The sequence below is a fragment of the Nocardia vinacea NBRC 16497 genome (assembly GCF_000308835.1).
In the GTDB taxonomy this organism is placed as follows: Bacteria; Actinomycetota; Actinomycetes; order Mycobacteriales; family Mycobacteriaceae; genus Nocardia; species Nocardia vinacea.
Genome location: NZ_BAGN01000006.1, coordinates 99,724 through 123,548, shown reverse-complemented (window position 1 = coordinate 123,548; position 23,825 = coordinate 99,724). Strand labels below are relative to the sequence as shown.

The window sequence follows — 23,825 nt, the reverse complement described above, 5'->3', positions numbered from 1 at the left end:
TTCGAGGAATTAGGGGATGAGTACGAGACGACCGCGGAGACCACCGGACGCGAGACGCTGGTGGGCGGCGGTTACCGCAGCCAAGGGGTAGGTTTCGGCTACCCGGAGGGTGAGGTGGCCTTTGTCCACCAGAGCGACGAGTTCGTCGAGTTGGGGGCGGTCGGCGTGGACCAGCACGGTGGTTACCTCGGTGCCGCGCAAGGGGATCGGAGTGGCGGGGACACTGATGGAGACGAAGCGGCCGCGGGCGCGGACGGCGGCGAGTGTTTCGGGGCCGAGCGCCGCGGCGTCGAGGGCCGCGGTTACGCCGCCGGGGACGAGAGCGCGGACGGCATCCGGGAGGTTCGCTCCACGGGGGATGAAGTCGGTGGCGCCAAGGGAGCGGACGGTGGGTTCGTCGGCAGCGGAAGCGGAGGCGATTACTCGGATGCCCTGGGCCGCGGCGAGTTCGACGGCGAAGCCGCCTACCGCGCCTGCCGCGCCGGTGATGAGGAGGGAATCGGCGGCGGTCAGCTCGAGGGCGGCCAGGGCCTGGAGGGCGGTGAGACCGTTGAGCGGAATGGTGGCCGCCGCTGTCGCCGGTACGGAAGTCGGTGCGGGGGCCACATTTTGGGCTTCGAGCACGACATAGTCGGATTGCGCGGCCAACGCGACATCGAGACGGTCGCTGATACCGATCACCGCCTGCCCCACCGCGAAATCGGCACCGGCACCGGCACCGACGGCGTCGATGACGCCGGCGACATCCCAGCCGATCCCCCACTGGTCGCGCGGGGCGGCGAACGGGGTCCCGCCGACGCCGTTACGGACCATGAGGTCCACCGGATTGACCGTTGCCGCAGCGACTTTCACCCGAACCGCGCCGGGCCCGGGCTCGGGCGTCGGCACCTCGATGATTTCCACGACGGCCTTCGGACCGGGGTGGCGGACTACTACCGCACGCATGGCGCTTCCTATCGCTTGTCGAGATACGAATTCGTCGACAAACCTAAGGTCAGCTACTATCCATTGGGTAGTAGTTACCCAGAAGTACGTAACGATCGTCCGAGGAAGCAGATGGCGACAACAACTGCGGCGCAACGCCGTGACCTGGCAAAGCAGCAATACGATGCCTACATTGCCGAATGCCCCACCCGCCAACTGCTGGACCGGATCAGCGACAAATGGGTCAGCCTGATACTCAACGCCCTCGCGGACGGCCCGCTGCGCTACGCCGAGATCAACCGCATCATCTCCGGCGTCAGCCCCAAAATGCTCACCCAAACCCTGCGCACTCTGGAACGCGACGGCCTACTCGAACGCCGGATCACCGCCGAGGTGCCGGTCCGCGTCGACTACGAACTCACCGCGCTCGGTCACAGCCTGCAGCCTGTGATGCACGCCATAAAAACCTGGGCCGAAGATCGCATGGACGAAGTGTTCGCGGCACGCGCACGTTACGACGGTGAACCAGCGTGACCATGTCGTAAAAGTTGGCCACGAATGCCTTCCCAGCGGTGAAGCTGGCCTTAACCTTTTATTCATGACCGCGGCCTTCGATGATATGGATCTGCGCGACCTCGTCGGACTGCTTACCGAAGATGAACTACGGGAGCTTCGACCGGCAGTGCTGCGTGTGTTATCCCGCCAAACCCCACAAGAGCTACTCCGTCGTGAACTCGGCCTGCGTATGGCAAAAGTCTGAGCCCGCCGTTCATCGACCACCCGACCACCCGGCCGTCGCAATGGCGCGAATCGCCAACGCGGCGGCCTTTCGCTGTCCAGGACACGTAAGCACAGGCCACACGCGGTTGGGCACCACACCACGCTTTCGTCTGTGTGGGCTCACGAATAGGCAGTCGAGTTCCGCGGGGCGAACAGCGCCGCACTATGACAAACATTCCGCGCGGTCGCATTTAGATATAGGACAGGCCCGCCGAATCGGTGGAGTTCCGATTCGACGGGCCGGTATAGCTACGAGTTAGAACACGCGCAGTTGTCCGGGCGACCAGAGTCCGGAACGGCTGGCCGTACCCGTATTCAACTTGGCCGGAACCGCATTCGGGTAGTACTGGTCGTAGCGCTCCAGCGAACCCCAGTCCCGCGCCCAGTCGTTCTTCATATACGTCGGAATGGTGCTCGACTTCGCCAGCATCTGGCTGAAGCCCAAGAGCCCACCGAATTCCTCGGCCTGCCAGGTATTCGTCGAGCTGATGGCCAGTGGCCGGTCCGGCAGGATCCGGTACCCGGGCACCTCGGCCACCCCGTTCTTGTGGTCCAGCGGCCGCTGGCACGGGAACTGCAGCCCGACCGCCCAGTCCAGCAGCACCGGCTGCTCGGAGCCGATAAAGCTGTTGAGCGTGGCCAACTTCGGCATCCGCGGCGGGGTGAACGCCAGCCACTGATCGCCGATCAGAATCGGGTCGTTGGCGACAATGCGCACCGCATCGGCATCGGGCGCGATCTCGTCGAGCGGGATGCGCAGATTGCGCCACGACGGGAACGGACCGATATCACGCGGCAGGTAGGTGCCGAGCATCTGCACACTGCCGTCGGGCAGGTGCTTGCCGTAGTCGACGGTCAGCGACTGGCCGTACCTGGTGTCGCCGGTGTCGTCGACGGACAGGATGCGGCCCGCAGCCGAAATGACCACCAGCGGATGATCATCCGAGCGCGGCGCCAGCTGGTACCAGCTGGAGACCAGATGCGCGGGCTGCTGCACGCCGCCCTGGTAGCTGCCCATCACCGGTGTGGTGGCCGGGTCGAGGCCGAAGGGCAGGGTGGCCCGGCTGCCGTTGACACCGGTCGCGCCGTAACCGCCGTCGGTGCCCGCGTTCTGCCCGTCCGCGCCGACCGGACCGACCGACTGCGTGGAGGTGTTGCCGGTGCCCGGCTTCACCTCGATGGTGTCGGCGCTGAGCTTCTCGGGCACACCGTTCGGATCGAAGCCGACCGGATCGGCGCCGGCCAGCGGATCACCGTTCTTCGGCGGATTCGCCGGATCGATGATCGGCGTGAGCATGCCGTTGCCTTTGTTCACATCCGGTTCCACCAGCACATCATTGGCGAGACCGCACGAATTACCCTGCACCGCATCGAAATTCGAGCGCGCGAGCGAATAGGCCGGGTACTGCGCCACCGCACCCTTGACCAGCGAGAACACCTCGAGCAGCACCATCAGCGCGGCGACGACGGTCAGCGGGATCGCGGCGAACTTGCGAATCCGCTTGCCGCGCACCGACTTCGCCGACGGCTGCGGCCTGGTGTAATCCTCGCGCAGCGCCGACCAGGCGACCAGCGCCAGCGCCAGCCCGAACAGCACCAGCATGAACGTGTTCGATTGGTAGCCGTGCAGCGAGATCCGCTTGTCGAACCAAGGCACGCCGAAGCTGGACACGTACCAGTAGCCGTTGATGCCCGAGAACGCGATCGCCAGCACGAACAGCAATCCGGCGAGGAAGATCGCCCGATTCTTCCTGGCCCGCAACGCACTTGCCGAAACCGCCACCGCGGTGACCGCGGCCAGTGATCCGGCGATGCCCGCGTACGCGCCGAAGTGGTGGGTCCACTTCGTCGGGTTGAACATCATGAAGAAGATGGTTCCGAAGACCACGCCCATCAGCCGCCAGGTCGGACCGCTGGCGATGCCGGGAACCTGCCTGCGCCGCAACAGCACCAGCATGGTGGTGAACAGGCACAGCAGCATGATCAGGAAGGCGAAGCGGCGCGACAGCGATCCGTCGACGGTCTCCACGAACAGGTAGTAGTAACGCAGGTAGTCCTCGTACCAGGCCAGATTCGGGCCGGTCACCTGCCGCACCCGGTTGGCCTCCTGGATTCCGGCGAAGGTCTGGTCGCTGTAGACCACGATCAGCACCAGCAGACCCGCCGCCGCGATCGGCGCGAGCAGCGGCAGCGTCGAACCCCACTTGCCAACGCCCTGCGCCGCGAACTGCCGATGCCGCCGCACCACGATCCGCACCAGCGGCCGGATACCGGCGAGCAGCGCCGCCACACACATCAGACCGGTCGGTGCCGCCGCCAAGGTGAACGCGGCCACCAGAATCGCCACCGCGGCCGGAAGCAGTCGACCCGTGGCAATGGCCCGCTCGATCGACACCCAGGTCAGCAGCGCGCCGAGCGCGACGATCGGCTCCGAGCGCAGACCGTTGTCGAACGGCAGCCAGAACGCCAGGAAGACCAGCCCACCGGTCCACAACGCCACCTTGCTGTTGCGCACCCCACGCCCGAGCCGGGGCACCACCTCGCGGCTGATCACCATCCAACAGAGAATTGCGCAGAACAGCGCGGGCAGCCGGACCCACGGGCTCGCCGTAGAGATCTCCGAGAAGGCCTGGATGACGTAGTAATACCAGCCGAACGGCGCCTCCGGCACGCCGTACCAGCGGAAGTAGTTGGCCATATAGCCCGCGTGCGGCGCCACCCGCACCATGCTCAGGATGTAGCCGTCGTCGGAAGTATTGGCGCCGACGAAATGCCACAGCAGCAGCGTGCCGACGACCGCGCCGTCCGCCCAGTTCGGCTTCAGCCAGTTGGCGGGCAGGAACCGGCGGTGCCCGCGCCCGTCACTGCCGTCGAGCCGAGCCAGTGCGCCGAGCGCGATCAGCGTGCACAGCACCGCCGCGATCATCGCGACCAACTTGACCGGGGTCGGGCTGGAGGAGAAGCGGGTGTCCACCGTCATGTGGAACGAAAGGCCGGTGGGCACCGCGCCCTTCAGATCGGTGAAGACGCCGACCACCTGCGGCCGCAGATCGCCGTTCAGCTGCCCCTCGACCGGCACCTCGACCTTCTGCGTCGTCCCGGGCGCCGCGCCCTCGACCGGCCGCTCGATGGTCGTGGTCACACCGTCGAACGACGCCCTGGTCCGATTGATGTCGGAGCTGATGGTGATCGACGTGCACGCGCCCAGCTGCGCACGCTCGGCCGAGGCGACCACGGCATTGCGGTCGACCACATCCACCGTGGTGTCCGAGACCCGCACGAACATCGCCTCGAGCGAGGCCCGGTCGCCCTGCGGCGGCGCGGTGGCCAGCAGCATCCCGCCGTAACTCGGCAGCTGATCAATTGCCGAACACGGAATGCGGGCGTCGAGATCGATCGGCACCTGCGACATCAGCGGCGCCTGCACACTGTTGAGCGCGCCGTCCTGCGGCCAATTCAGCGTCGCGGTGGTCTGGCTGACCGGTAAGAACGGAGCTGCCAGCGCGAACAGTGCGCCGAGCAAGCCGGCGACCAGCGCGACGAGGCGCGCGGTTCGGAAATCGCTCGGTGCGATTTCGGGCGCGGCAGGCGGTTTTGTCAAGACAGCGGTAGCGACGTCGGGCACGGTTGGCAATGGTAGCTCCCCCGCCTCCCCGCGTCTTCAGGCCAGACTCGGGTGCGCCCCGCGTTGCGTCGGCGTCCGGCGGTTGAGCATCAGCGCAGGTTCTGGGCGTGCCCGGCGAGTTACCCATGTTCTTACGAAATCAGGTGTCGGGTATCCGACAAACTTCCAGGAGGTGACCACTGATTTCGTTAGCACATGGGTAACTCGCCGGGCACGCCCATAACCGGGCCGATCACGATACCGACGGCCCGCGACGCTGGTCGCCCGGCACTCACGACCGGCAAAATATCCGGGGAGGCGGGGGAGCCCGGTAACGGACACGATGGAAAGGTGTGGGGTATGACAAAGGTGAATCTCGAAACCAACTACGGACAGATCGTGCTGGAGCTCGACGACGCGAAGGCCCCGAACACCGTCGCGAACTTCGTGAATTACGTGAACGCCGGCCACTACAACGGCACAATCTTCCACCGCGTCATTCCGGGTTTCATGATCCAGGGCGGTGGCTTCACCCCCGAGATGCAGCAGAAGGGCACGCAGGCCCCGATTCAGAACGAAGCGAACAACGGCCTGAAGAACGACAAGTACACCGTCGCGATGGCCCGCACGAACGACCCGCATTCGGCCACCGCGCAGTTCTTCATCAACATCTCCGACAACGGCTTCCTGAACCACTCCGCGCCGACCCCGCAGGGCTGGGGCTACGCGGTCTTCGGCAAGGTCGCCGAGGGCTCCGAGGTGGTCGACAAGATCGCCGCGGTATCCACCGGTTCGGCGGGCATGCACCAGGACGTGCCGCAGGACGACGTCGTCATCGAGTCGGCGACCATCGCCTGACTTCCGCTGCCGCGAAGAGCATCGGGCCGCATCCCCGCCGGGGATGCGGCCCGATGCCGTCAGAGCGGCAGGAGGTGGTGTTTGCGGGGGTTGCGGGTGAGGGCTTTATCGCGCAGGAGGTGGAGAGCGCGACGGAGTTCCAGGCGGGTGGTCGACGGTTCGATGACGGCGTCGATATAGCCGCGCTCCGCGGCGACCCACGGGGTCGCCACGGTCGCGTTGTAGAAGTCGATCATCTGCTGACGCACCGCGGCACGCTGATCCTCCGGCGCCGCGTCGATCTGCCTGCGGCCGATCAGGCTGACCGCGCTCTCCGCGCCCATGACCGCGATCCGCGCGGTCGGCCAGGCCAGATTCACGTCCGCACCGAGCTGTTTCGAACCCATCACCGCATAGCCGCCGCCATAGGACTTGCGGATAACCACGGTCACCTTCGGCACGGTCGCCTCGACATAGGAGAACAGGAAGCGGCCGCCGCGCTTGATGACGCCGATCTTCTCCTGTTCCACACCGGGTAGGAATCCCGGTGTGTCCACGACGAATACGAGCGGAATCTCGAACGCGTCGCACATCCGCACGAAGTGCGCGGCCTTATCCGAGGCCCTGGCGTCGAGCGCACCCGCGTACACCATCGGCTGATTCGCGACCACACCGACGCTGCGGCCGTCCACCCGCGCGAATCCGGTGATGACATTGCGCCCCGCCGCGGCGCCGATCTCGTGGAAATCACCGTCGTCGAATATGCGCAACAGGATGTCGTGCATGTCGTACCCGGAATTATCCGAGTCCGGGACAATCGAATTCAGTGCCAGATCCGATTCGGTGATCTCCGGTTCCAGACCCGGATTCACGATCGGCGGCTGCTCCTGGCAGCTCGTCGGCAGGAAGCCCAAATACGTGCGCACCCATTCGAACGCGGCCTGCTCATCCTTGGCGACGTGGTGGATATTGCCGTACTGCGCTTGACTGTTCGCGCCGCCGAGTTCCTCGAGGCTCACGTCCTCGCCGGTAACCTCACGGATCACGCCGGGCCCGGTGACGAACATGTACGCCTCTTCGGTCGCCACCACCACATCGGTATTGATGGGCGCGTAGACCGCGCCACCCGCGCACTTGCCGAGAATCAGCGATACCTGCGGCACCATCCCCGATAGCGGCTCGGCGCGATTGCCCAGCTCGGCGTACCAAGCCAACGAGGTCACGGCCTCCTGCACGCGCGCGCCGCCGGAATCGTTGATGCCCACCACGGGGCAGCCGACCTTCGCGGCGTACTCCATGATTTTGGCGACCTTGCGGCCGAACATCTCACCGACTGAACCGCCGTAAACGGTCTGGTCGTGTGAGAACACCGCGACCGGGCGCCCCTCGACCAGGCCGTGCCCGGTGATCACGCCGTCGCCGTACAGCGCGGACGGATCACCCGGCTTCCGCACCAGCGCACCGATTTCCACGAAGGTTCCCGGATCCAACAGCATATTGATCCGGTCGCGGGCACTTGGAATTCCCTTCTTCGCCCGCTTTGCCACCCCCGCTTCGCCCGCCGGTTCCTGCGCTAATTCCAGTCTCTTGCGCAGGTCGGCGAGTTTCTCGGCAGTAGTGCTCACTTAAACCCTCTCATCAGGTGGTGCACCCCTATGGGGCAATCACAGCAAGTTTCGCGGTGAGGTCGGCTCCGATCTTTCCGATCCGCGGCTCGTCGACGATCTGGAGGTGGTCACCCGGGATATGTATAACCTCGAGGTTCGGAATGTATTCATCCCAACCACCATTGGGTCGACGATCCGCGTACCGCGGCTCGAGCTCGATCATGCCGTCGTGGTAGCGATCCGCGAGATAGAGCACCACATCGCCCTCGTAATGGCTCGGCGTGGTCTTGGCCAGGTGGCGTCCCTCGATCCACGAGGTGCGCTGATGCTCGAGCACACCGCCGGGAATCTTGGTGCCGCTGATCTTGATCAGATCCGACACCATCTTGAACTGCTCCTCATCGGAGGCCGCGGCGAGCTCTTCCAACTGCTCCTGCGGGAGTTCACCCTCGACCCCGTAGGTCTTCTTCGCAAATGCCTGATAGCGCTGGATGCGACGGACCCGCTCCTCCGGGCTGTTGTCCTCGCCCTCGGTCGGGATGGCCAGGTCGATCAGACCGACGATGCGCACATCGGCCCCCTCGGCGCGCAGCAACTGGGCGACCTGCAGCGCGAACACCGCGCCGAGCGACCAGCCGTACAGCACGTACGGACCGTTGCCTTGGATCTTGCGGAGTTCGGGCAGGTACTGGCGCGCCCGCTCGGCGATATCGCCCTCGACGCGCTCGAAACCGTACATCGGGGTATCGGCCGGAAGCCGCTTCAGCAGCGGTTCGTAGACCAGCGTGTTGCCGCCCGATGGATGGAATACGAAGACCGGCACCGCATTCGAGCCGTCGGCGCGCGCCCGCAGCGGGCGCACGAACCCATCCACATCGGCACCGCTGTTCTGCAGTTCGCGCACGATATCGGCGAGCTGCTCGATGGTCTCGCAGTCGAGCACATCATCGACGGTGACCTCGGCCTTGACCCGCTCGGTCAGTCGGGTCGCCAACTTCTCGGCGACCTCTTCTTCGAGGATCGGCAGGGTATTGAAAATGCCACCCGCCGACTTACCGGTGACGATCGCCCAAGTCGCGAAGGTCAACCGCTCGGCGGCGTCGCGCGGCGGCACATCGTCTTCCTCGGCACCGGCGGGCTGACCACCGAAGATCGCGGCGGCGGCGGGAGCCGCGGCAGCTGCCACGGTCTCGGCCGCGCCGACCGCGGTGGTGTTCTCGGTGTCCAGAGCGCGTTCGATCGCGGCCTCGTTCGCTTCGACCGCAGCGACCTGCGCGGCCGGGGCAGGCGCGGCGGCACCAGTGATACCGGCGGCCGTCTCGGCCTCGACAACGATCTTCTCGGCCTCCGCCTCCACCGAGGTGTTCTCGGCATCCAGCGAAACCCCTTCACCGGCAGCGGCATTCGCCACCACGGCCACCGGATCCGCACCCGCCGCAACCGCAGCGCGCGCCGCAGCGATGAATCCGCCGTCGACCGCGATCTCCTCACCGGCCGCCTGCTTATCGGCGATTGCCTGCACCTCGTCGCGATGCTCGATCGCGTAGTGCAGCACCTTGCCGACCTCGTTCAGGTTGGCATCGCGCACGGCCTGGATCTGCAGCTGCGGAATATCGAATTCGTATTCGACGCGGTTCTTGATGCGCATGGCCATCAGCGAGTCGAGGCCGAGCTCCATCAGCGGGATCTCCATCGGCAGATCCTCGACCGCGTAACCCATCGACTCGGCGACGATCAGCGCCAGCCGCTCCTCCAGGGTCTGGGTGCCCGCCGGATCCCAACGCTCACCGAAGGTTTCGACGATCTCGAGATCGGCGTCCCCGGTGGTCGCGACCTCGGCTCCCGGAACCGCAGCGGCGACAACGGGTTCGGGAAGCGGCGCCCCCGAGGCGACGACCGCCTCGAACAGCAGCTGGAAGCTCGCACCCGCGCGCGCATGCACCTGCACCGACGCACCACCCAGGTGCGGGATCAACGTGGTGGTCAACGTTCCGGTGGCCGGCAGCACCGCGTGCGGGACCGAAGCACCCAACGACACCTCGCTGAGCACCTGTGCCGCAGCGGTTTTCACCAGCACCGCGAGATCGGTGACGGCCGAGGCCTGCACCTCCCACGCGTGCCGACCGTCCGGCAGCGCGACATGCGCACCGGGCACGCGGGCATTGCCGCTGCCACCGGCCATCGTCGCCTTCGGCCAGTACTGCTTGCGCAGGAATGCGGTGCGCGGAATATCGGCGTAGTCGCCCGCGGGCAGCAGCGACGGCAGATCCACGCGATGCCCGTGCACGTAAAGCTGGGCCAGCGCGGAGATTACGCCCGCCGACTCGTCTTCCTTGCGCTTGAGCGTCGGGATGAGCTGCGCATCGTGCACACCCGCCGCGAAGGTCGTGCCGAGAACCTGCATCAGCGCAACGGAATTCGGCGCCAATTCCAGGAAGGTGGTGTGGCCGGTGTCCACCGCGAGCTTCACCGCATTGGTGAAGTACACCGAGTGGCGCATGTTCTTGACCCAGTAGGCCTCGTCGTGCACCGGATCGCTGCCGGGCCGGTAGAACTCTTCCTTGTTGACGGTCGAGTACAGGCCCGCCGTCAACTTGGTCGGCTCGATACCGGCCAATTCCGCCGCCAACTCGCCGAGCAGCGGATCCATCTGCGAGGTGTGCCCGGCGCCGCGGGTCGCCAGCACACGAGCGAATTTGCCCGCCTCCTCGACCTTGGCAACGATGGCCGCGACCTGATCCTGCGGGCCGCCGATCACGGTATTCGTCGGCGCCGCGTACACCGCGCACTCGACATCCGGATAGTCGACCAGCATCGCCTCGACATCGGCGGCACTCAGCTCGACCAGCGCCATATTGCGCACATCGTCATCGCTGATCATCGCCTCGCCCTCGCCCATCAGGCGCGAACGGGCGCAGATCACGCGCACCGCATCCTCGAGCACGAGACCACCGGAGATATAGGCTCCGGCCACCTCACCCATCGAATGACCGACCACCGCATCGGGTTGCGCGCCGTGCGCGCGCAGCAGTGCGGCCAGACCGATCTGAATGGTGAAGATGCCGACCTGCGAGGTGCCGACGTTGTAATCCTGGGCGTCGTCCAGGATCATCTCGCGCACCGAATACCCGGCCTCGTCCTGCACCAGCTCGTCGACCTCGTCGACGGCCTTGCGGAAGATCGAATTCTCCAGGTAGAGCTGCTTACCCATCTTGCGGTGCTGCGCGCCGAATCCGGACAGCACCCAGACCGGGCCCTGCGCGGCCGGGGCATCCGCGGTGAATACACCGGCACCCGGCTTGCCTGCAGCGACTGCGCGCAATCCGGCGACAGCTTCTTCATGCGTCTTGGCGAGCACGACCCCGCGGGAGCGCCAGTGACTGCGCTTGGCCAGCGATCGCGCCACATCCGCGAGCGGAGTACTGCGGCCCTGCTCGGTCTCCAGCCAGTCAGCCAGCTCCGCGGCGGCACGGCGACGACGCGAGGGCAGGTACGCCGAGACCGCCAGGATCACCGGCAGCGGCTCTTCCCGCTCATCGGACCATTCGGCCTCGCGCGCCGCGGTTTCCACTGCTTCCGCCTCAGCGACAACCTCGGTCGCCTCAGCGACCACATCGGTCGTCTCGTCATCGGAAACGAGATCGTCAGCCGCGGTAACCGCGGGCTCTACAGCCGCAGCCTGTGCTGGCACGTACTCCTGCACCACGACGTGCGCATTGGTGCCACCGAAACCGAAGCCGGAAATACCAATGGTCGCGGTGCCGCTGTAGCGCGGGAATTCGGTCGGCTCGTCGACGACCTTCAGGTGGGCCTGATCGAACGGGATATACGGATTCGGTCCGACATAGTTGACGTTCGGAGGCAGCACATTGTGCTGCAGCGCCATGATCACCTTGGCCAAGCTGGCCGCGCCCGCACCGGACTCCAGGTGGCCGAAGTTCGTCTTCGCCGAGCCGAGCAGCGCAGGCTTGTCGTCATCGCGGCCGCGGCCGATCACCCGTCCGAGCGCATCGGCCTCGATCGGATCGCCGAGCAGCGTGCCGGTACCGTGCGCCTCGATATAGTCGACCGTGGAGGGCGCGATGCCCGCATCGCGATAGGCGCGGCGCAGTACGTCGGCCTGGGCATCCGGATTCGGCGCCACGATGCCGTTTGACCGGCCGTCGGAATTGACCGCCGAGCCCTTGATCACGGCGAGTATCCGATCGCCATCACGTTCGGCATCGGCCAGGCGCTTGAGGACCACCAGGCCCGCGCCCTCAGACCGGACCATGCCGTCCGCATCGGACGAGAAAGCCTTGATGCGACCGTTCTTCGCGACCGCGCCGATCGAGTCGAAGCCGAGGGTAATCGCGGGCGCGAGCAACATATTCACGCCACCTGCCAGGGCCAAGTCGGCATCACCCTCGCGCAGTGCGCGCACCGCTTGGTGAACCGCGACCAGCGTGGACGAGCAGGCGGTATCGACGGCGACCGACGGACCGCGGAAGTCATAGAAGTAGGAGATCCGGTTGGCGATGATGCCGGAGGACCCGCCGGTCAGCGCGTACGCGTCGGCCGAGGCAGGCGCCGTCGGATCGGATTGGCCAAGCCCGAGTGCCGACACCAGTTGGAAGTCATTGGTGGAGGTGCCGACGAAGACACCGACCGACTCGCCCTTGAGGTCACTCGCGGGAATTCGCGCGTGCTCCAACGCTTCCCAGGTCAGCTCCATCATGAGCCGCTGCTGCGGATCGACCCGCTCGACCTCGATCGGCGACATCGCGAAGAACTCCGCGTCGAAGGTCTTGACGACGTCTTGGTCGAGGTAGCCGCCGAGCGTATTGCCCTCGGCGACCTTCGCCGCAACCGCCGGGTCGGCGGTGAACTCCTCCCAGCGTCCCGCTGGCAGTTCCCGGATCGCGTCACCGCGGTTGATCAGGAATTCCCAGGTCGATTCGGGGGTATCGCCCGCGCCCGGCAGCCGGGTGGACAGGCCGACGATCGCGATATCGTGCGCCTCGCCCGGCTGATAACCGGCGGTGTAGAACGAATCGTCGGCGGATTCCAGCGGCAACTCCGGCTCACCGTTGACGACAACCTCGGCCAGCGACGCGATGGTCGGATGCTGATAGACGATCGTCGCCGTCAGCACCACACCGGTCAGCTCTTCGATATCACCGCCGAGTGCGATGGCATCGCGTGAGGCCAGCCCGAATTCCTCCATCGGCCGGTCCACCGTGATCTGCTCGATCGATTGACCGGTCGCGTCGGCGACCCAGCGTCGCAGCCACTCCCGCAGCTCCGCGACGGATATATCGGTCCGCGCGGCCGGTTGCGAAACGTCTCCGGCGCCAGTGGGATCGATCGCGTCCGCATCGGCGAGCACGATCTCGGTCGTCTGTTCGGGCGTGCCCTCGTTGTCAGCCATCAGTTCCTCAAGCTACCTGTCTGCGTACCGGGCGCGCCGCGAATCGACGTCTGACGTGGGAAGCCACGCAGAGCGCCGATATTCGGGTCGAGCCACCCTCGGGCAATTACTCTTCCGGTGCATCGGGGAAGGCCTGCTGGGTGTAACCACCCCGCAGCGTTCCCTCCAGATAAGCAGTCTTGCAGGCGCGTCGAGCGATCTTGCCGCTGGAGGTCCGTGGAATCGAACCCGCGGGAACCAAGAGCACGTCGCGCACGGTCACACCGTGACGCTGGGATACCGCCGCGCGGACCGCGTCGGCGATGGGCAGCGGGTCGGCTTTGCCTGCGCCGGGTCCGCGCTCGCCCACGATGACGAGTTGCTCGGAGGCATCGTCGGCATCGAAGCTCAGGCCGGAATGGCTGCCCTGTTCGAACACCTCGGCGGGCAGCTGGTTCGCGGGTACCGAGAACGCGGCGACGAAACCGGGCCGCAGCGCCTTCGAGGCCTCCTGCGCGGAGAACTCGAGGTCCTGCGGGTAGTGGTTGCGACCGTCGACGATCACGAGGTCCTTCACCCGCCCCGTGATGTACAGCTCGCCCTCGAAGTACACGCCGTAGTCGCCGGTGCGCATCCAGTTGGCGTCGGCCGCGGTGCCCTCGGTGTGGCTGCCCTCGGTGAGACGATGGGCGACCTTGTTGTGGAAGGTCGCTGCGGTCTCGTCCGGACGACCCCAGTAGCCGATGCCCATATTGTTGCCGTGCAGCCAGATCTCACCGACCTGACCGTCGGCCAGCTCGTGCCCGCCGCCGTCGGAATCGACGGTCTCCGGATCGACGATGGCGGCCCACTGCGACAGCGCGACATAACCGCAGGAGACCTGCGCGATGGCGTTCTCGGCGCCCTGCTCGACCTTGACCATGCGACCGGCGTTGAGCTCGTTGCGGTCGACGTAGACGACCTTGGCCTCGTCCTCGGCCTTGGTCGCGGAGACGAACAGCGTCGCCTCGGCCATGCCGTAGCAGGGCTTGATCGCGGTCTTGGGCAGGCCGTACGGGGCGAACGCGTCGTTGAACTTCTTCATCGACGAGGTGGTCACCGGCTCACTGCCGTTGATCAGGCCGATGACATTCGACAGGTCCAGCGATTCGCCGTTCTTCGGCAGACCACGCGCGGCGGCGTGCTCGAAGGCGAAGTTCGGTGCGGCGGCGAAGGTTCCGGCGCCGTCGTTGTGTGCGGCCAGTTCCTTGATCCAGCGGTACGGACGGCGCACGAACGCGCTCGGCGACATGATGGTGATGTACTTGCCGCCGACCGCGGGCAGGATCACCGTCAGCAGGCCCATATCGTGGAATAGCGGCAGCCAGGTGACACCGCGCGAGTTCCAGTCCAGGTTGATCGCGTCGACCATCTGCAGCAGATTGGTGCCGACCGCCCGGTGGGTGATCTCGACACCGGCCGGGACGCGCGTGGAGCCCGAGGTGTACTGCAGGTAGGCGATGTCATCGACGGCGACATCGGGACGCACCCAGCTCTCGCCGACGGCGTCCGGGATCGCGTCGACCGCGATGATGCGCGGACGCTGGGCGGCGGGCAGCGAGCGGAAGAACTGGCGCACACCGGCCGCGGAGGAGCTCGCGGTCAGAATGGCCGAGGGTTCGCAGTCGCCGAGCACCGCGTGCAGGCGGTCGGTGTGACCCGGCTCGTCCGGGTCGAACAGCGGCACCGAGATGGTGCCCGCGTAGATCGCGGCGAAGAAGGAGATCACGTAATCCAGGCCCTGCGGGGCGAGGATCGCGACCCGGTCACCCGGGTTGGTCACCTGTTGCAGTCGAGCGGCCACCGCGCGCAGCCGAATACCGAACTCACGCCACGTCAGCTCCTGCGCCTCACCGTCACGCTCGCGCGAGTAATCGATGTAGCGGTACGCGAGGGTGTTCGCGTCGTTGCGGGTGTGCTTCTCGACGTGGTCCACCAGGGTGTGATCATCGGGAATACGGATGTTCCCGGTCTCATCCAGGTAATCGTCGAAAGTCTCTTCCATTCCTTCATCTCCTCCGAGGCACACGCAGCAAGACGGCGACAACGCCGCTGTTACCTGTGAGGCCCCGACTCGCTATCGCCCGCGGGTGCTCTACATGCGAGAGCCAGCCTGCAGATTTTATTGCGGTCTGCGCGGTAGACCGCTATCGGCTAGATGTTCTCAAACCAGAGTCATGTTACAGAGAAGACCGGGTCACTCCCCCCGCAGCAGCGGAATAATCGGCGCGAACGCGTCCATCTGGGTTGGGAACACACCGACATAGGACATCGATGTGAGTTGCCGCACCTGACGGATCTGTTCGGCGATCTCCTCGAATGTGCCGATCGCCACATACGGCGAGGCGAGGATTTCCTCGACCGACAATTTTACGTCGACCTCGAGGTCCGGGTGCAGTCCGCGCTCGATCGCGGACAGCGCCATCTCGGCGGTCTTCTCCCGGTCGTCGGTGATGACGATCGCGGTAATGGCCCAGTTCAGCTCGATATCGGCGAAACGCTCACCCGCCGCTTCCTTGATCAGGTTCACCTTCTCGATGGTCTTCTCCAAGGTGATGCCGGACAGCAGGCCCTTGCCGTTCTTGGTGGTGACCGGAACGACCGAAACGATATCGGCGTGCTTGGCGGCCAGACGCAGCATTTTCGGACCGCCACCGCCGGTGCAGATCGGCGGGCGCGGACCCTGCCGCGGCCGTGGCGTGCCCTTGATGCCGTTCACCTGGTAGTACTTGCCATCGAAGGTGCATTCCTGGCCACGCAGCAGCACATCGAGGATGGTCAGGGTCTCGTCCAGCTTCGCAAGGCGCACGCCCGGCGATTCGTACGGCAGACCCGCCGCGACGAATTCGTCCTGCTTCCAGCCCGCGCCGACGCCGACCTCGAGGCGGCCCTTGGACAGCACATCGATGGTGGCGAGGTCCTTGGCCAGCACCACCGGATGCCGGAAGCCGTTGGCCAGCACCGAGGTTCCCAGCCGGATCCGCTCGGTGGCCTGGGTCAGCGCGCCGAGTGCGGCGATCGGGCCGATCTGGTCACCCAGGTGATCCGGCACGACGAAGGTGTCGAAGCCGTACTCCTCGGCCGTCTGCGCGGTCTGGATGAACTTCCTGGCCCCGCCCTCTTGCTTATTTCCCTCGCCCGCTGCCGCGAAGCGGAAGGGCCGCAGCGGAGTACCCAGCGCGGTCAACTCAGCATCCGCGTCACGGCTCGCCGTGGTGGCCGGTGCGGCTTCTGTCATGAACTCATGCTCCTGGCTGTAAGGAAATGTGGGCGCGCCGCCGGGCCGCATCGTGCCCACGCTTCTGGGGGCTCGAGGGCCGGCGTCGCGATCATCAGGCGCACTTTACAGCGTTGTGGTGTGTAGTTGCCCAGGCTTGCGTCACTAGCACCGCGATCAGGCGGGTTTCATGTGACCAGTCACCAAGACAACAACTGATTTCGTGCGCACATGGGTAACTCGCCGGGTACGCCCAGAGGCTCACCCGCACTCGACCGCCGGCCCGCGACGACACTGTCGAGGCTCCCACGACCGGCAAAAGGCCCGGGGAGGCGGTCAAGCATGCGCCGGATGTGGCGCTCCTTCTATCAAACCGTTGGCCCAGTTCACCGTCCACTGTGTCGCGGTGGTGCCATCGCCGTCCACTACGTAACTGTTGTAGAGGCTGTGCACCGGGTTGCCCATCGCGTGGACCAGGGTCAGCACGCTGCCGACGATGTTCAGGGGACTCAACGCATCGCGCGGCGAATCGCAGATCAGATCACCCGGCGCGCAGATGGTGTATGTGCGATCGGCGAGCGAGCCGAACCCACCCGACCTGGTACCGGTCATCGTGATCCCGGGCACCTTCAGCCCGTTGAGCGAGACCTCGGCGCCGACTCCGGTGGGCGCGGTGCCGATCTGGATGGCCTGGCCCGGTCCGTTGTCACCGGTGCGGCGGCCGTCGGCGATCAGCATGACGCCGAGCACCTTGTCCGCGGGTACCGGTCCCTTGCCCGCGCCGATCTGGTTGGCGATATCGCCCGCGATCACCGCGCCCTGAGAGAACCCGGCGACCACATAGGTGGTCAGCGGACAGTCGCGATACCGATTCGCCATCGCGTCCTGCGCGCGCTGCCAGCCCTCGGAACGGCTGTTGTTATACGACTGCTGGCCGTCCGGCGGAATCGCGATCGGATTGGAGAACTGCGCGACGTACGGAACGGTGTAGACATCGAGCCGTCCCTCCGGGAACTGCTGCGATACCGGCCCGGAGACGTTGAGCATCAACGAGATCGGATTGGCCGTCGGATTGTGCGGATCGTCGTTGCTGTTCGATTCCCAGGTACCGGGTATCGAAATCATCTGCACATCGGGACACCAGGCCGGCTGGGAGGTCGGTGGCGGCGGCGGCTTCGGACCGGGCTTCGGCTTGCGCAGCGGTCCGGCGAGCACGAACCACAGCAGCAGCGCGATGACGACGACGAGCACTACCAGACCGATGAAGAGCAGGCACCCCGCCGGTTTTCGGGAGCGGCGGGATGCCGAACTGCGACGCGCTCTCACTGGCAGTACGTCGCCTTAGCCGTGTCGATGTAGATCTTGCCGGCCTGCTCCACCGGCATCTTCGCCGGATCGAAGGACGGATCCGATCCGGCCATCGCGGTAGCGAAGGTCATCAGATCCTGATCGGAGGCATTCGCCGCGACGCCCTGGCAGACGTAGGTTCCGATGCTCAGCGCGATGTCCGGGCTGGACGGGGTAATGCCCGCGGCCTTGAGCGCGTCGAGGAACTTCTTGTCCTTGTCGGTGAGCTTCGACGTGTCAGCAGGCGAGGGATTGGTCGGGACGGGCTGCGGGCGCTCCGGCGTCGCCGTATCGGCGGGCGTCTCAGGGGCCGGCGCCGGCTGACCGGTTGCACCGGCACTGGTCGAGGCGGAGGTCGTCGCCGCCGCCGTCGTGGTGTGGGACAGCGTCGGCGTGCTCGTCACAGTCGAATCGTTATTGCCACAGGCGGCGAGCAAGCCGGTAGCGGCGATCCCCACGACTACGCCGATAACCTTTCCGCGGGTCCGATGCATGAATTCGTGTCCTCGATCTGTTCGCTAAGGGGACGGGTCGCCACCCAGGCTAGAGGAAAGCCGAGCATAGGTGCAGGCGGTCGGCAAACAGACCGGTTGGAATTAAATGCCGTGAACCTCGGGTTTGCCATCACGCACCGTAATGAATCCGGTCTGGAAATTCTGCTGGACGCCCCCGGGAACGGCGAACTCGTCACTCGTCGGATACCCGAGCCTGCCGTTCTCGTAGCCGACCACCGACCACATATCCATTATCGGACCCGAACGCACCGGCCACGCACCCGACAGCGGGCTCCAGTAGATATTTCCGCCCTCGAACTTGCTGTAGCGGCCGAAATCCTTGCTCGGGGCCTCGTCCGCGGTGGGGAAGCCGAGTTGGCTGTTCTCGTAACCCAATTCGGCGTACTTGCCCAGGATCATTCCCTGCACATGATGTACACCGGTCTTCCCGCTGTAGTAGAACGGACCGTTTTCGAAGGACTGGACCACACCGTCCCTATTGGGCGCCTTGGTCTCCGGTCCGGTGGGATATCCGGCCGGGCCACGCTCGAAGCCCTGCCTACCCCATTCGTCGAGAATCGCGCCGCGCACCACTTGGGCGCCGGTCCGCGGGGTCCAGTAGAGCAGGCCGTTCTGGAAGGCCTGCATGCGTCCACGGCCGTCCGGCAGCCCGCGTTCGTCATCGGTGGGCAGGCCGAGCGCACCGCCCGGGCCGAGCGCGGCCTGGTAGCCGCCGCCGATCATGCCCCCGACCGCGTGCGCGCCGTCGGCCTGCGAATAGAAGACCCGGCCGCCCTTGAAGTCCTGCGCGATGCCGCCGGCCACCTGATACTCACCGGTGAGGCATTCGCCGAGCCAGCCGTTGCCGCTCGCCAGGGCGGCGATCGCGCCCCCGGTCTGGCAGGCCGGTTTGTTCGGATCGACCCCGAGCGCGGCGGCGGCCTGCGGCCAGGACTGGCGCATTTCGAAATCCCAGTACGGCCACGAATGTGTGCCGGAGGGACGGTAATTCACCTGGGCGGGGATGGATAGCTTGCCGAGTTTGGTCACGAAGTTCTGCGAGGTCAGCCTGGAGAGGATTTCCAACCCCATGCCCGCGTAGTTGGTGCTGACCCCGGGAATGCCGCTGGCCTGGTCGAACGGTCCGATCGAGCCGTTACCACTGGAGATATACAGGCTGACGCCCTTGAGCTTGTCCGCCAACGCATATGGGTCGTGGCCGTCCCACTCCGGACCGCCCGGCGGACCCCACATGGCGGCCGAATCGAATCCGCCCGCATCGTGCATGGCGTACTGGATCGCCTGCGGCATGCCGAGGGTGGTCGTGGTCAGCACACCGGAGTACGACGCGGCGTATTTCGCGAAATTCGGATTGCGCCCGGCCAGGAACATCGCGGCCGTACCGCCCATCGAAATGCCTTCCATGCCACGCACATCCGTGGTGCGCCACTGACTCTCCAGCAGCGGCGGAAGTTCCTTGGTCAGGAAGGTTTCCCATTTGTAGTTGCGGCCGTTGTCCGGCTGCAGCCAGTCGGAGTAGAAGCTGGACTGGCCGCCGACCGGCAGCACCACCGTGACGTTCTTATCGGCGTAGAAGTCCACCGCACCGGCGTCGTGGGTCCAGCCGCTCTCCTCATCGGTGGCGCGCAGACCGTCGAGCATGAACAGGGCCGGGAACCTGGCCTCCGGGTGCGTGTTCCAATCCCGGGCCAGCAGCAGCTGCACCTGGATGGGTGTGGCCATCGATGGCGAATTGATCCACAGCGCCACTCGCCGATCGGTGAGCCACACCACCCGCTGCACCGTCGCGCCGACAGCCGGTGCGGCGGCGGGTTGAGCGTTTGCGGGTGCGGTGCTCGGGGAAAGCCCTGAGGCGAGTGGGATCACGATGGCGGTGGCCAGCATCGCGACCCGACCACAGGTCACACGTCCGCTACGCCGCCCGCGCCGCACCCATCTGCCGAATGCAAGTCCTGCCACAAGTGTTTCCTACCCCGGTTGCGGCGCGGTTGCGGGTAAGACACGCGGACAGGCTTATCCGCCGCCCGAATGCGAAACGGCGCCGCCGCTTCCGTTCGGAAGCAGACGGCGCCGTTCAGCGTCTAGACCCTTAGCTCACCAACCGCCGGTGGCGTCGAGGATGCCGTTGTGGGCGTTCCACAGCTCACCCTCCCAGTACTTCCACGAGTGGGTACCCGAGGCCGGGAAGTCGAACGTGGCCGGAATGCCGAGCGAGGCCAGGCGAGACTGGAACGCGCGGGTGTTCACCAGCGACAGCGCCTCCAGCGCCATACCGTTGGCGGTGTTGAAGTAGCCGACGGCCGAGTTCGGGTTGTCGTACTGCCCCGGCAGACCGCTGGCCGCCGAGATGTACATCGGCAGACCCTTGAGCTGCGGTGCGAACACGAACGGGTCCATCCGCAGCCACTGCGAGCTCCACGGCGCAGCCATCGAGTCGACGTTGTAGCGGCCCGCGTCCAGCATCGCGACGCGGATCGCCTCACGCATACCCGGCGCGGAGATGTTCAGGTAGCCGGAGAAGGACGCGGCGTACTTGAACTGGTCGCGGTGGTAAGCGGCCAACGCCAGCGCGGCCGAGCCACCCATCGAGAGACCGACGACCGCGTTCTTCGTGCGCGACACGCCGTAGCCCTCGAGGAAGGCGGGGAGTTCCTTGGTCAGGAAGGTTTCCCACTTGTAGGTGGTCTTCTGGCCGTTGGTGTTGCTCGGCGCGTACCAGTCGGCGTAGAAGCTCGACTGACCCCCGACCGGCATGATCAGCGAAATGTTGTCGTTGCCGAACTGCTGGAGGGCGTTGGTCTCGAACGACCAGGCATTGCGGTCGTCACGAGCACGCAGACCATCGAGCAGGTAGAGCGCCGCGTCACCGCCGCGCGCCGCCCACTGCACCTGGACCTTGATCGGACCCATCTGCGACGGGACCATCAGATCTTCGAAGCCGCCCGACGGCGTCCGCAACGCGGGGCCGTGCATCGGCGCCGCCAAAGCAACGGTCGGGCCCGTCACGCCCGCGGCGATCGGTAGCGCCAACGCCGCCGCACCGACAGCCAGAATTCGATTCCGCCAACCACGAGGGGTGCCTCGCCGTCCCGACTTGGTTCTCTTCGGCGCGGCCGCCCTGCCGAAACGCATGAATCCTGCTCTCTTTCTGCTGTTGTGGTGTCGCCCGTGGCCCTTGCGGACCGGGCGACACCCGTGCTGCCAACGAGACGCACGTCACATGCGAACCGGTACCCGACATTCCGGCACAAGAGACGGCGCTACAACGATCTGGTCACACTTGCGCTCGCTGGAGGTTATTCGACGTGCGAAGCCTTAGCAAGACCGGGGTATTCGAGTGGCCGAATTCCGCCCGTTCACAAGCTGTGATCGTGCGGAGACCTTATCGCGTTCGTGCGGAGATGTCGTGTCGGAACGGGAATTTCGGACAAAGATTAGGGGGTCACTAGGGAGTCCGAATCCTTACCCGAGCTACCGGCTCAGATCCGGAAGCGTCTCGAGCACTTGGCCGGCCCGGTAGCGCCAGGCGTGCACACCGCCCGCCGGGTAGCGGAAGACCGCGTTCGTCGGGCCGCGGGAATGCAGCCGGACCAGCCGCAGCGCCTCGCGCATACCGGGCGCCGAAATATTCAGGTAGCCCGAATACGAACCGGCATAGCCGAATTGGATTGCCCGTCGACCGGAATGACAACGTTGATATTCCACTGCGGCAGCACCAGGGAGATCTGCCAATGCGAATTCCACCCCCCAACCGCCGAGCTCCGCAGCCAGTCACCGGCAACTATTCAGCGCACTCCGTGATGTCGCAGCGATTCGATCTTTCGCCCATGCGAGCACCGTTGCTCGCCGCTGTCGAGCATGAGGATCGAAACTCGACACCGATACTCTCCCGCGCACTGAAGGTCTCGGCGTTATCACTCTTCTACTGGCACATGCTCGAACCAGAAGCCGCCGCGATGTCGGATCGTGCCGGGTCCGGGAATTACCGACGCGAACAGTTACCACGATCCTTCGCCGGGCATGCCGCGCCGAAACTCCCGAGCCAGCGATCATCCAGCCAACCAGCGGGCAAATGCTCGATACGGCCCAGAACAAAGCCGCCCGGTCCGTGCACCGGGCGGCTTGCACCGCAAGCAACACATGCCCGCCGGGAGCGAGCGGCGGCCGATAGACGACTCAGCCGATATTGGCGGACATGTCCGGAATCATCCGATAGGCCTCGTCCTGCCAGTTGGTCCACGCATGCAGACCGGCGGGCGGGAACGAATACACCACGTTCTGCGCCCCCAACGACATCATGCGGACCTGAAATGCCCTGGTATTCGCCAAGGCGAGCGCCTCGAGCGGCGAGCCCCTGAGGAGACGATCCGCGGCAACCGGCAACGGAATATTCAGATCCTCGGGCATCGGCAGCGCACTACCGGCGGCGACCCACACCCGGGTGCCGTTCGCGATCAAGCGCGGCGCGAAAACGAACGGATCCATCCGCAGCCACTGCGGACCCCACGGCGGCGCCATCGAGTCCACGTTGTAGCCGCCCGCGTCCATCATCGCCGTCCGAATCGCCTCCCGCATACCCGGCGCCGAAATATTGAGGTAGCCCGAGAACGCTCCGGCGAAGCTGAACTGGTCCGGATGATAGGCCGCAAGCGTCAGCGCGGCACTGCCACCCATCGACAACCCGAACACACCATTGCGATTCGGATTGAAGCCCAAGCGATCCCGCAGTGCCGGTCGCAATTGCTCGGTCAGGAACGTTTCCCAGTCGTAGCGATAGCTCTTCCCGGGCCCTGCCATAAAGGCTTCCGTCGCACCGGATCCGGTGGACGAACCCATCGAACCGGGCGTGACGCCGAAGAAGTTACTCGGCGCATTCCAGTCCGCGTAGAAGCTCGACATGCCGCCGACCGGCATGACTACATTGATATTCCAGCTCGCGAGGACCTCGGGGACGTTGGTCTCGATCTCCCAGCCATTGAGCGTTTCCGGTGCCCGCTGGCCGTCGAGCACATAGACGACGCGGTTGGTATTGCCGTCCGCCGCACGCAGCACCCGGCTCTTGATCGGACCCATCACCGGGGAATCGACCCAGAAGTCGAAGGCCGCCGGGTTGAAGCCCGCCGATGCGGTCGCGCCGCTGCCCGCTACGGAGATGCCGAGCGGTAACAGCATGGCCGTCGCCACGCCGAATACCAATTTCCTCGCCCAGGAACCCGAGGCATATCCCGGATTCGGACGCGGGGGCCTACGTTTCCAGCGCACACTTCGCATTCGACTCGACCTTTCATCCGGACGGCCAGCCAGCAAATGTCAGGCAATCTCGACTGGTCCCTCATCTGACATAAAGATGCACCGCCCTACCCAAAACGGACGATTCGACCTCTATGCATGTTCTCCGCACATCAATCACCAGCGAATGCTTCCATGTTGCTGGAAAGTGATTCACCCCACAACTACCGAAGGCATCCAGCAGCTGATTCGTTGTCAATGGGGGTTTCGGACGGATGCGAGCAAACAAAAACCGCCTGGCGTGCGAACACACCAGGCGGTTTCGAGGGGCCGGGTA

At 65.6% G+C, this 23,825-nt stretch carries 15 protein-coding genes; 3 read left to right on the top strand and 12 right to left on the bottom strand.

Features of this window, described 5'->3' with window-relative positions:
• Nucleotides 1-9: 9 nt before the first annotated feature.
• On the bottom strand, nt 10-945 hold the full coding sequence (locus tag ON44_RS01105; protein ID WP_040685837.1) for an NADP-dependent oxidoreductase: 936 nt from the start codon (nt 943-945) through the stop codon (nt 10-12).
• Nucleotides 946-1,056: 111 nt separating this feature from the next.
• Here ON44_RS01105 and ON44_RS01100 point away from each other — a divergent pair, with 111 nt between their 5' ends.
• Nucleotides 1,057-1,458: a winged helix-turn-helix transcriptional regulator gene (locus tag ON44_RS01100; RefSeq protein ID WP_040685836.1), complete on the top strand. Its 402-nt coding sequence runs from the start codon at nt 1,057-1,059 to the stop codon at nt 1,456-1,458.
• A complete protein-coding gene (locus ON44_RS49825; RefSeq protein WP_157187015.1) occupies nt 1,445-1,684 on the top strand; it encodes a hypothetical protein in 240 nt (79 codons plus the stop codon). The genes ON44_RS01100 and ON44_RS49825 overlap by 14 nt, the downstream gene beginning before the upstream one ends.
• Nucleotides 1,685-1,960: 276 nt before the next feature.
• On the opposite strand, the gene ON44_RS01095 is transcribed toward ON44_RS49825, so the two are convergent.
• Nucleotides 1,961-5,329, bottom strand: a complete 3,369-nt coding sequence (locus tag ON44_RS01095) for an arabinosyltransferase domain-containing protein (protein ID WP_040685835.1) — start codon at nt 5,327-5,329, stop codon at nt 1,961-1,963.
• A 339-nt stretch (nt 5,330-5,668) separates the two neighbouring features.
• Here ON44_RS01095 and ON44_RS01090 point away from each other — a divergent pair, with 339 nt between their 5' ends.
• A complete protein-coding gene (locus ON44_RS01090; RefSeq protein ID WP_040685834.1) occupies nt 5,669-6,166 on the top strand; it encodes a peptidylprolyl isomerase in 498 nt (165 codons plus the stop codon).
• 59 nt (nt 6,167-6,225) lie between these two features.
• Here ON44_RS01090 and ON44_RS01085 read toward each other — a convergent pair whose 3' ends face one another.
• The 10 genes from ON44_RS01085 to ON44_RS01040 form a co-directional block, all read right to left on the bottom strand.
• On the bottom strand, nt 6,226-7,770 hold the full coding sequence (locus tag ON44_RS01085; RefSeq protein WP_040685833.1) for an acyl-CoA carboxylase subunit beta: 1,545 nt from the start codon (nt 7,768-7,770) through the stop codon (nt 6,226-6,228).
• 28 nt (nt 7,771-7,798) lie between these two features.
• Nucleotides 7,799-13,162 carry a polyketide synthase Pks13 gene (pks13, locus tag ON44_RS01080; protein WP_063721497.1) on the bottom strand — a complete coding sequence of 1,788 codons (5,364 nt, stop codon included), beginning with the start codon at nt 13,160-13,162 and terminating at the stop codon, nt 7,799-7,801.
• 106 nt (nt 13,163-13,268) lie between these two features.
• Entirely contained in the window at nt 13,269-15,185 is a 1,917-nt protein-coding gene (fadD32, locus tag ON44_RS01075) for a long-chain-fatty-acid--AMP ligase FadD32 (RefSeq protein WP_040685832.1), read from the bottom strand.
• A gap of 192 nt (nt 15,186-15,377) precedes the next feature.
• Nucleotides 15,378-16,418: an LLM class F420-dependent oxidoreductase gene (locus ON44_RS01070; RefSeq protein WP_051181283.1), complete on the bottom strand. Its 1,041-nt coding sequence runs from the start codon at nt 16,416-16,418 to the stop codon at nt 15,378-15,380.
• 315 nt (nt 16,419-16,733) lie between these two features.
• Complete coding sequence (locus ON44_RS01065) at nt 16,734-17,723, bottom strand: cutinase family protein (protein WP_040685831.1); 990 nt, start codon at nt 17,721-17,723, stop codon at nt 16,734-16,736.
• Nucleotides 17,720-18,238, bottom strand: a complete 519-nt coding sequence (locus tag ON44_RS01060) for a DUF732 domain-containing protein (RefSeq protein ID WP_040685830.1) — start codon at nt 18,236-18,238, stop codon at nt 17,720-17,722. The genes ON44_RS01065 and ON44_RS01060 overlap by 4 nt, the downstream gene beginning before the upstream one ends.
• Nucleotides 18,239-18,340: 102 nt before the next feature.
• Complete coding sequence (locus tag ON44_RS01055) at nt 18,341-20,143, bottom strand: alpha/beta hydrolase-fold protein (RefSeq protein ID WP_040685891.1); 1,803 nt, start codon at nt 20,141-20,143, stop codon at nt 18,341-18,343.
• A gap of 210 nt (nt 20,144-20,353) precedes the next feature.
• Nucleotides 20,354-21,391 (bottom strand): alpha/beta hydrolase, encoded by a 1,038-nt coding sequence (locus tag ON44_RS01050; protein WP_083897571.1) that lies wholly within the window; start codon nt 21,389-21,391, stop codon nt 20,354-20,356.
• Nucleotides 21,392-21,730: 339 nt separating this feature from the next.
• Nucleotides 21,731-21,964, bottom strand: a complete 234-nt coding sequence (locus ON44_RS01045) for a hypothetical protein (protein WP_040685829.1) — start codon at nt 21,962-21,964, stop codon at nt 21,731-21,733.
• Between the two features lie 471 nt (nt 21,965-22,435).
• Nucleotides 22,436-23,530: an alpha/beta hydrolase gene (locus ON44_RS01040; protein WP_083897570.1), complete on the bottom strand. Its 1,095-nt coding sequence runs from the start codon at nt 23,528-23,530 to the stop codon at nt 22,436-22,438.
• Between the last annotated feature and the right edge of the window lie 295 nt (nt 23,531-23,825).

What these genes read in the sequence shown, in the direction of transcription:
- ON44_RS01090 (WP_040685834.1), top strand. Translation starts at nt 5,669, where the DNA reads ATGACAAAGGTGAATCTCGAAACCAACTACGGACAGATCGTGCTGGAG.
- ON44_RS01055 (WP_040685891.1), bottom strand. Translation starts at nt 20,143, where the DNA reads ATGCTGGCCACCGCCATCGTGATCCCACTCGCCTCAGGGCTTTCCCCG.
- ON44_RS01040 (WP_083897570.1), bottom strand. Translation starts at nt 23,530, where the DNA reads ATGCGAAGTGTGCGCTGGAAACGTAGGCCCCCGCGTCCGAATCCGGGA.
- ON44_RS01070 (WP_051181283.1), bottom strand. Translation starts at nt 16,418, where the DNA reads ATGACAGAAGCCGCACCGGCCACCACGGCGAGCCGTGACGCGGATGCT.
- pks13 (WP_063721497.1), bottom strand. Translation starts at nt 13,162, where the DNA reads ATGGCTGACAACGAGGGCACGCCCGAACAGACGACCGAGATCGTGCTC.
- ON44_RS01105 (WP_040685837.1), bottom strand. Translation starts at nt 945, where the DNA reads ATGCGTGCGGTAGTAGTCCGCCACCCCGGTCCGAAGGCCGTCGTGGAA.
- ON44_RS01050 (WP_083897571.1), bottom strand. Translation starts at nt 21,391, where the DNA reads ATGCGTTTCGGCAGGGCGGCCGCGCCGAAGAGAACCAAGTCGGGACGG.
- ON44_RS01100 (WP_040685836.1), top strand. Translation starts at nt 1,057, where the DNA reads ATGGCGACAACAACTGCGGCGCAACGCCGTGACCTGGCAAAGCAGCAA.
- ON44_RS01060 (WP_040685830.1), bottom strand. Translation starts at nt 18,238, where the DNA reads ATGCATCGGACCCGCGGAAAGGTTATCGGCGTAGTCGTGGGGATCGCC.
- fadD32 (WP_040685832.1), bottom strand. Translation starts at nt 15,185, where the DNA reads ATGGAAGAGACTTTCGACGATTACCTGGATGAGACCGGGAACATCCGT.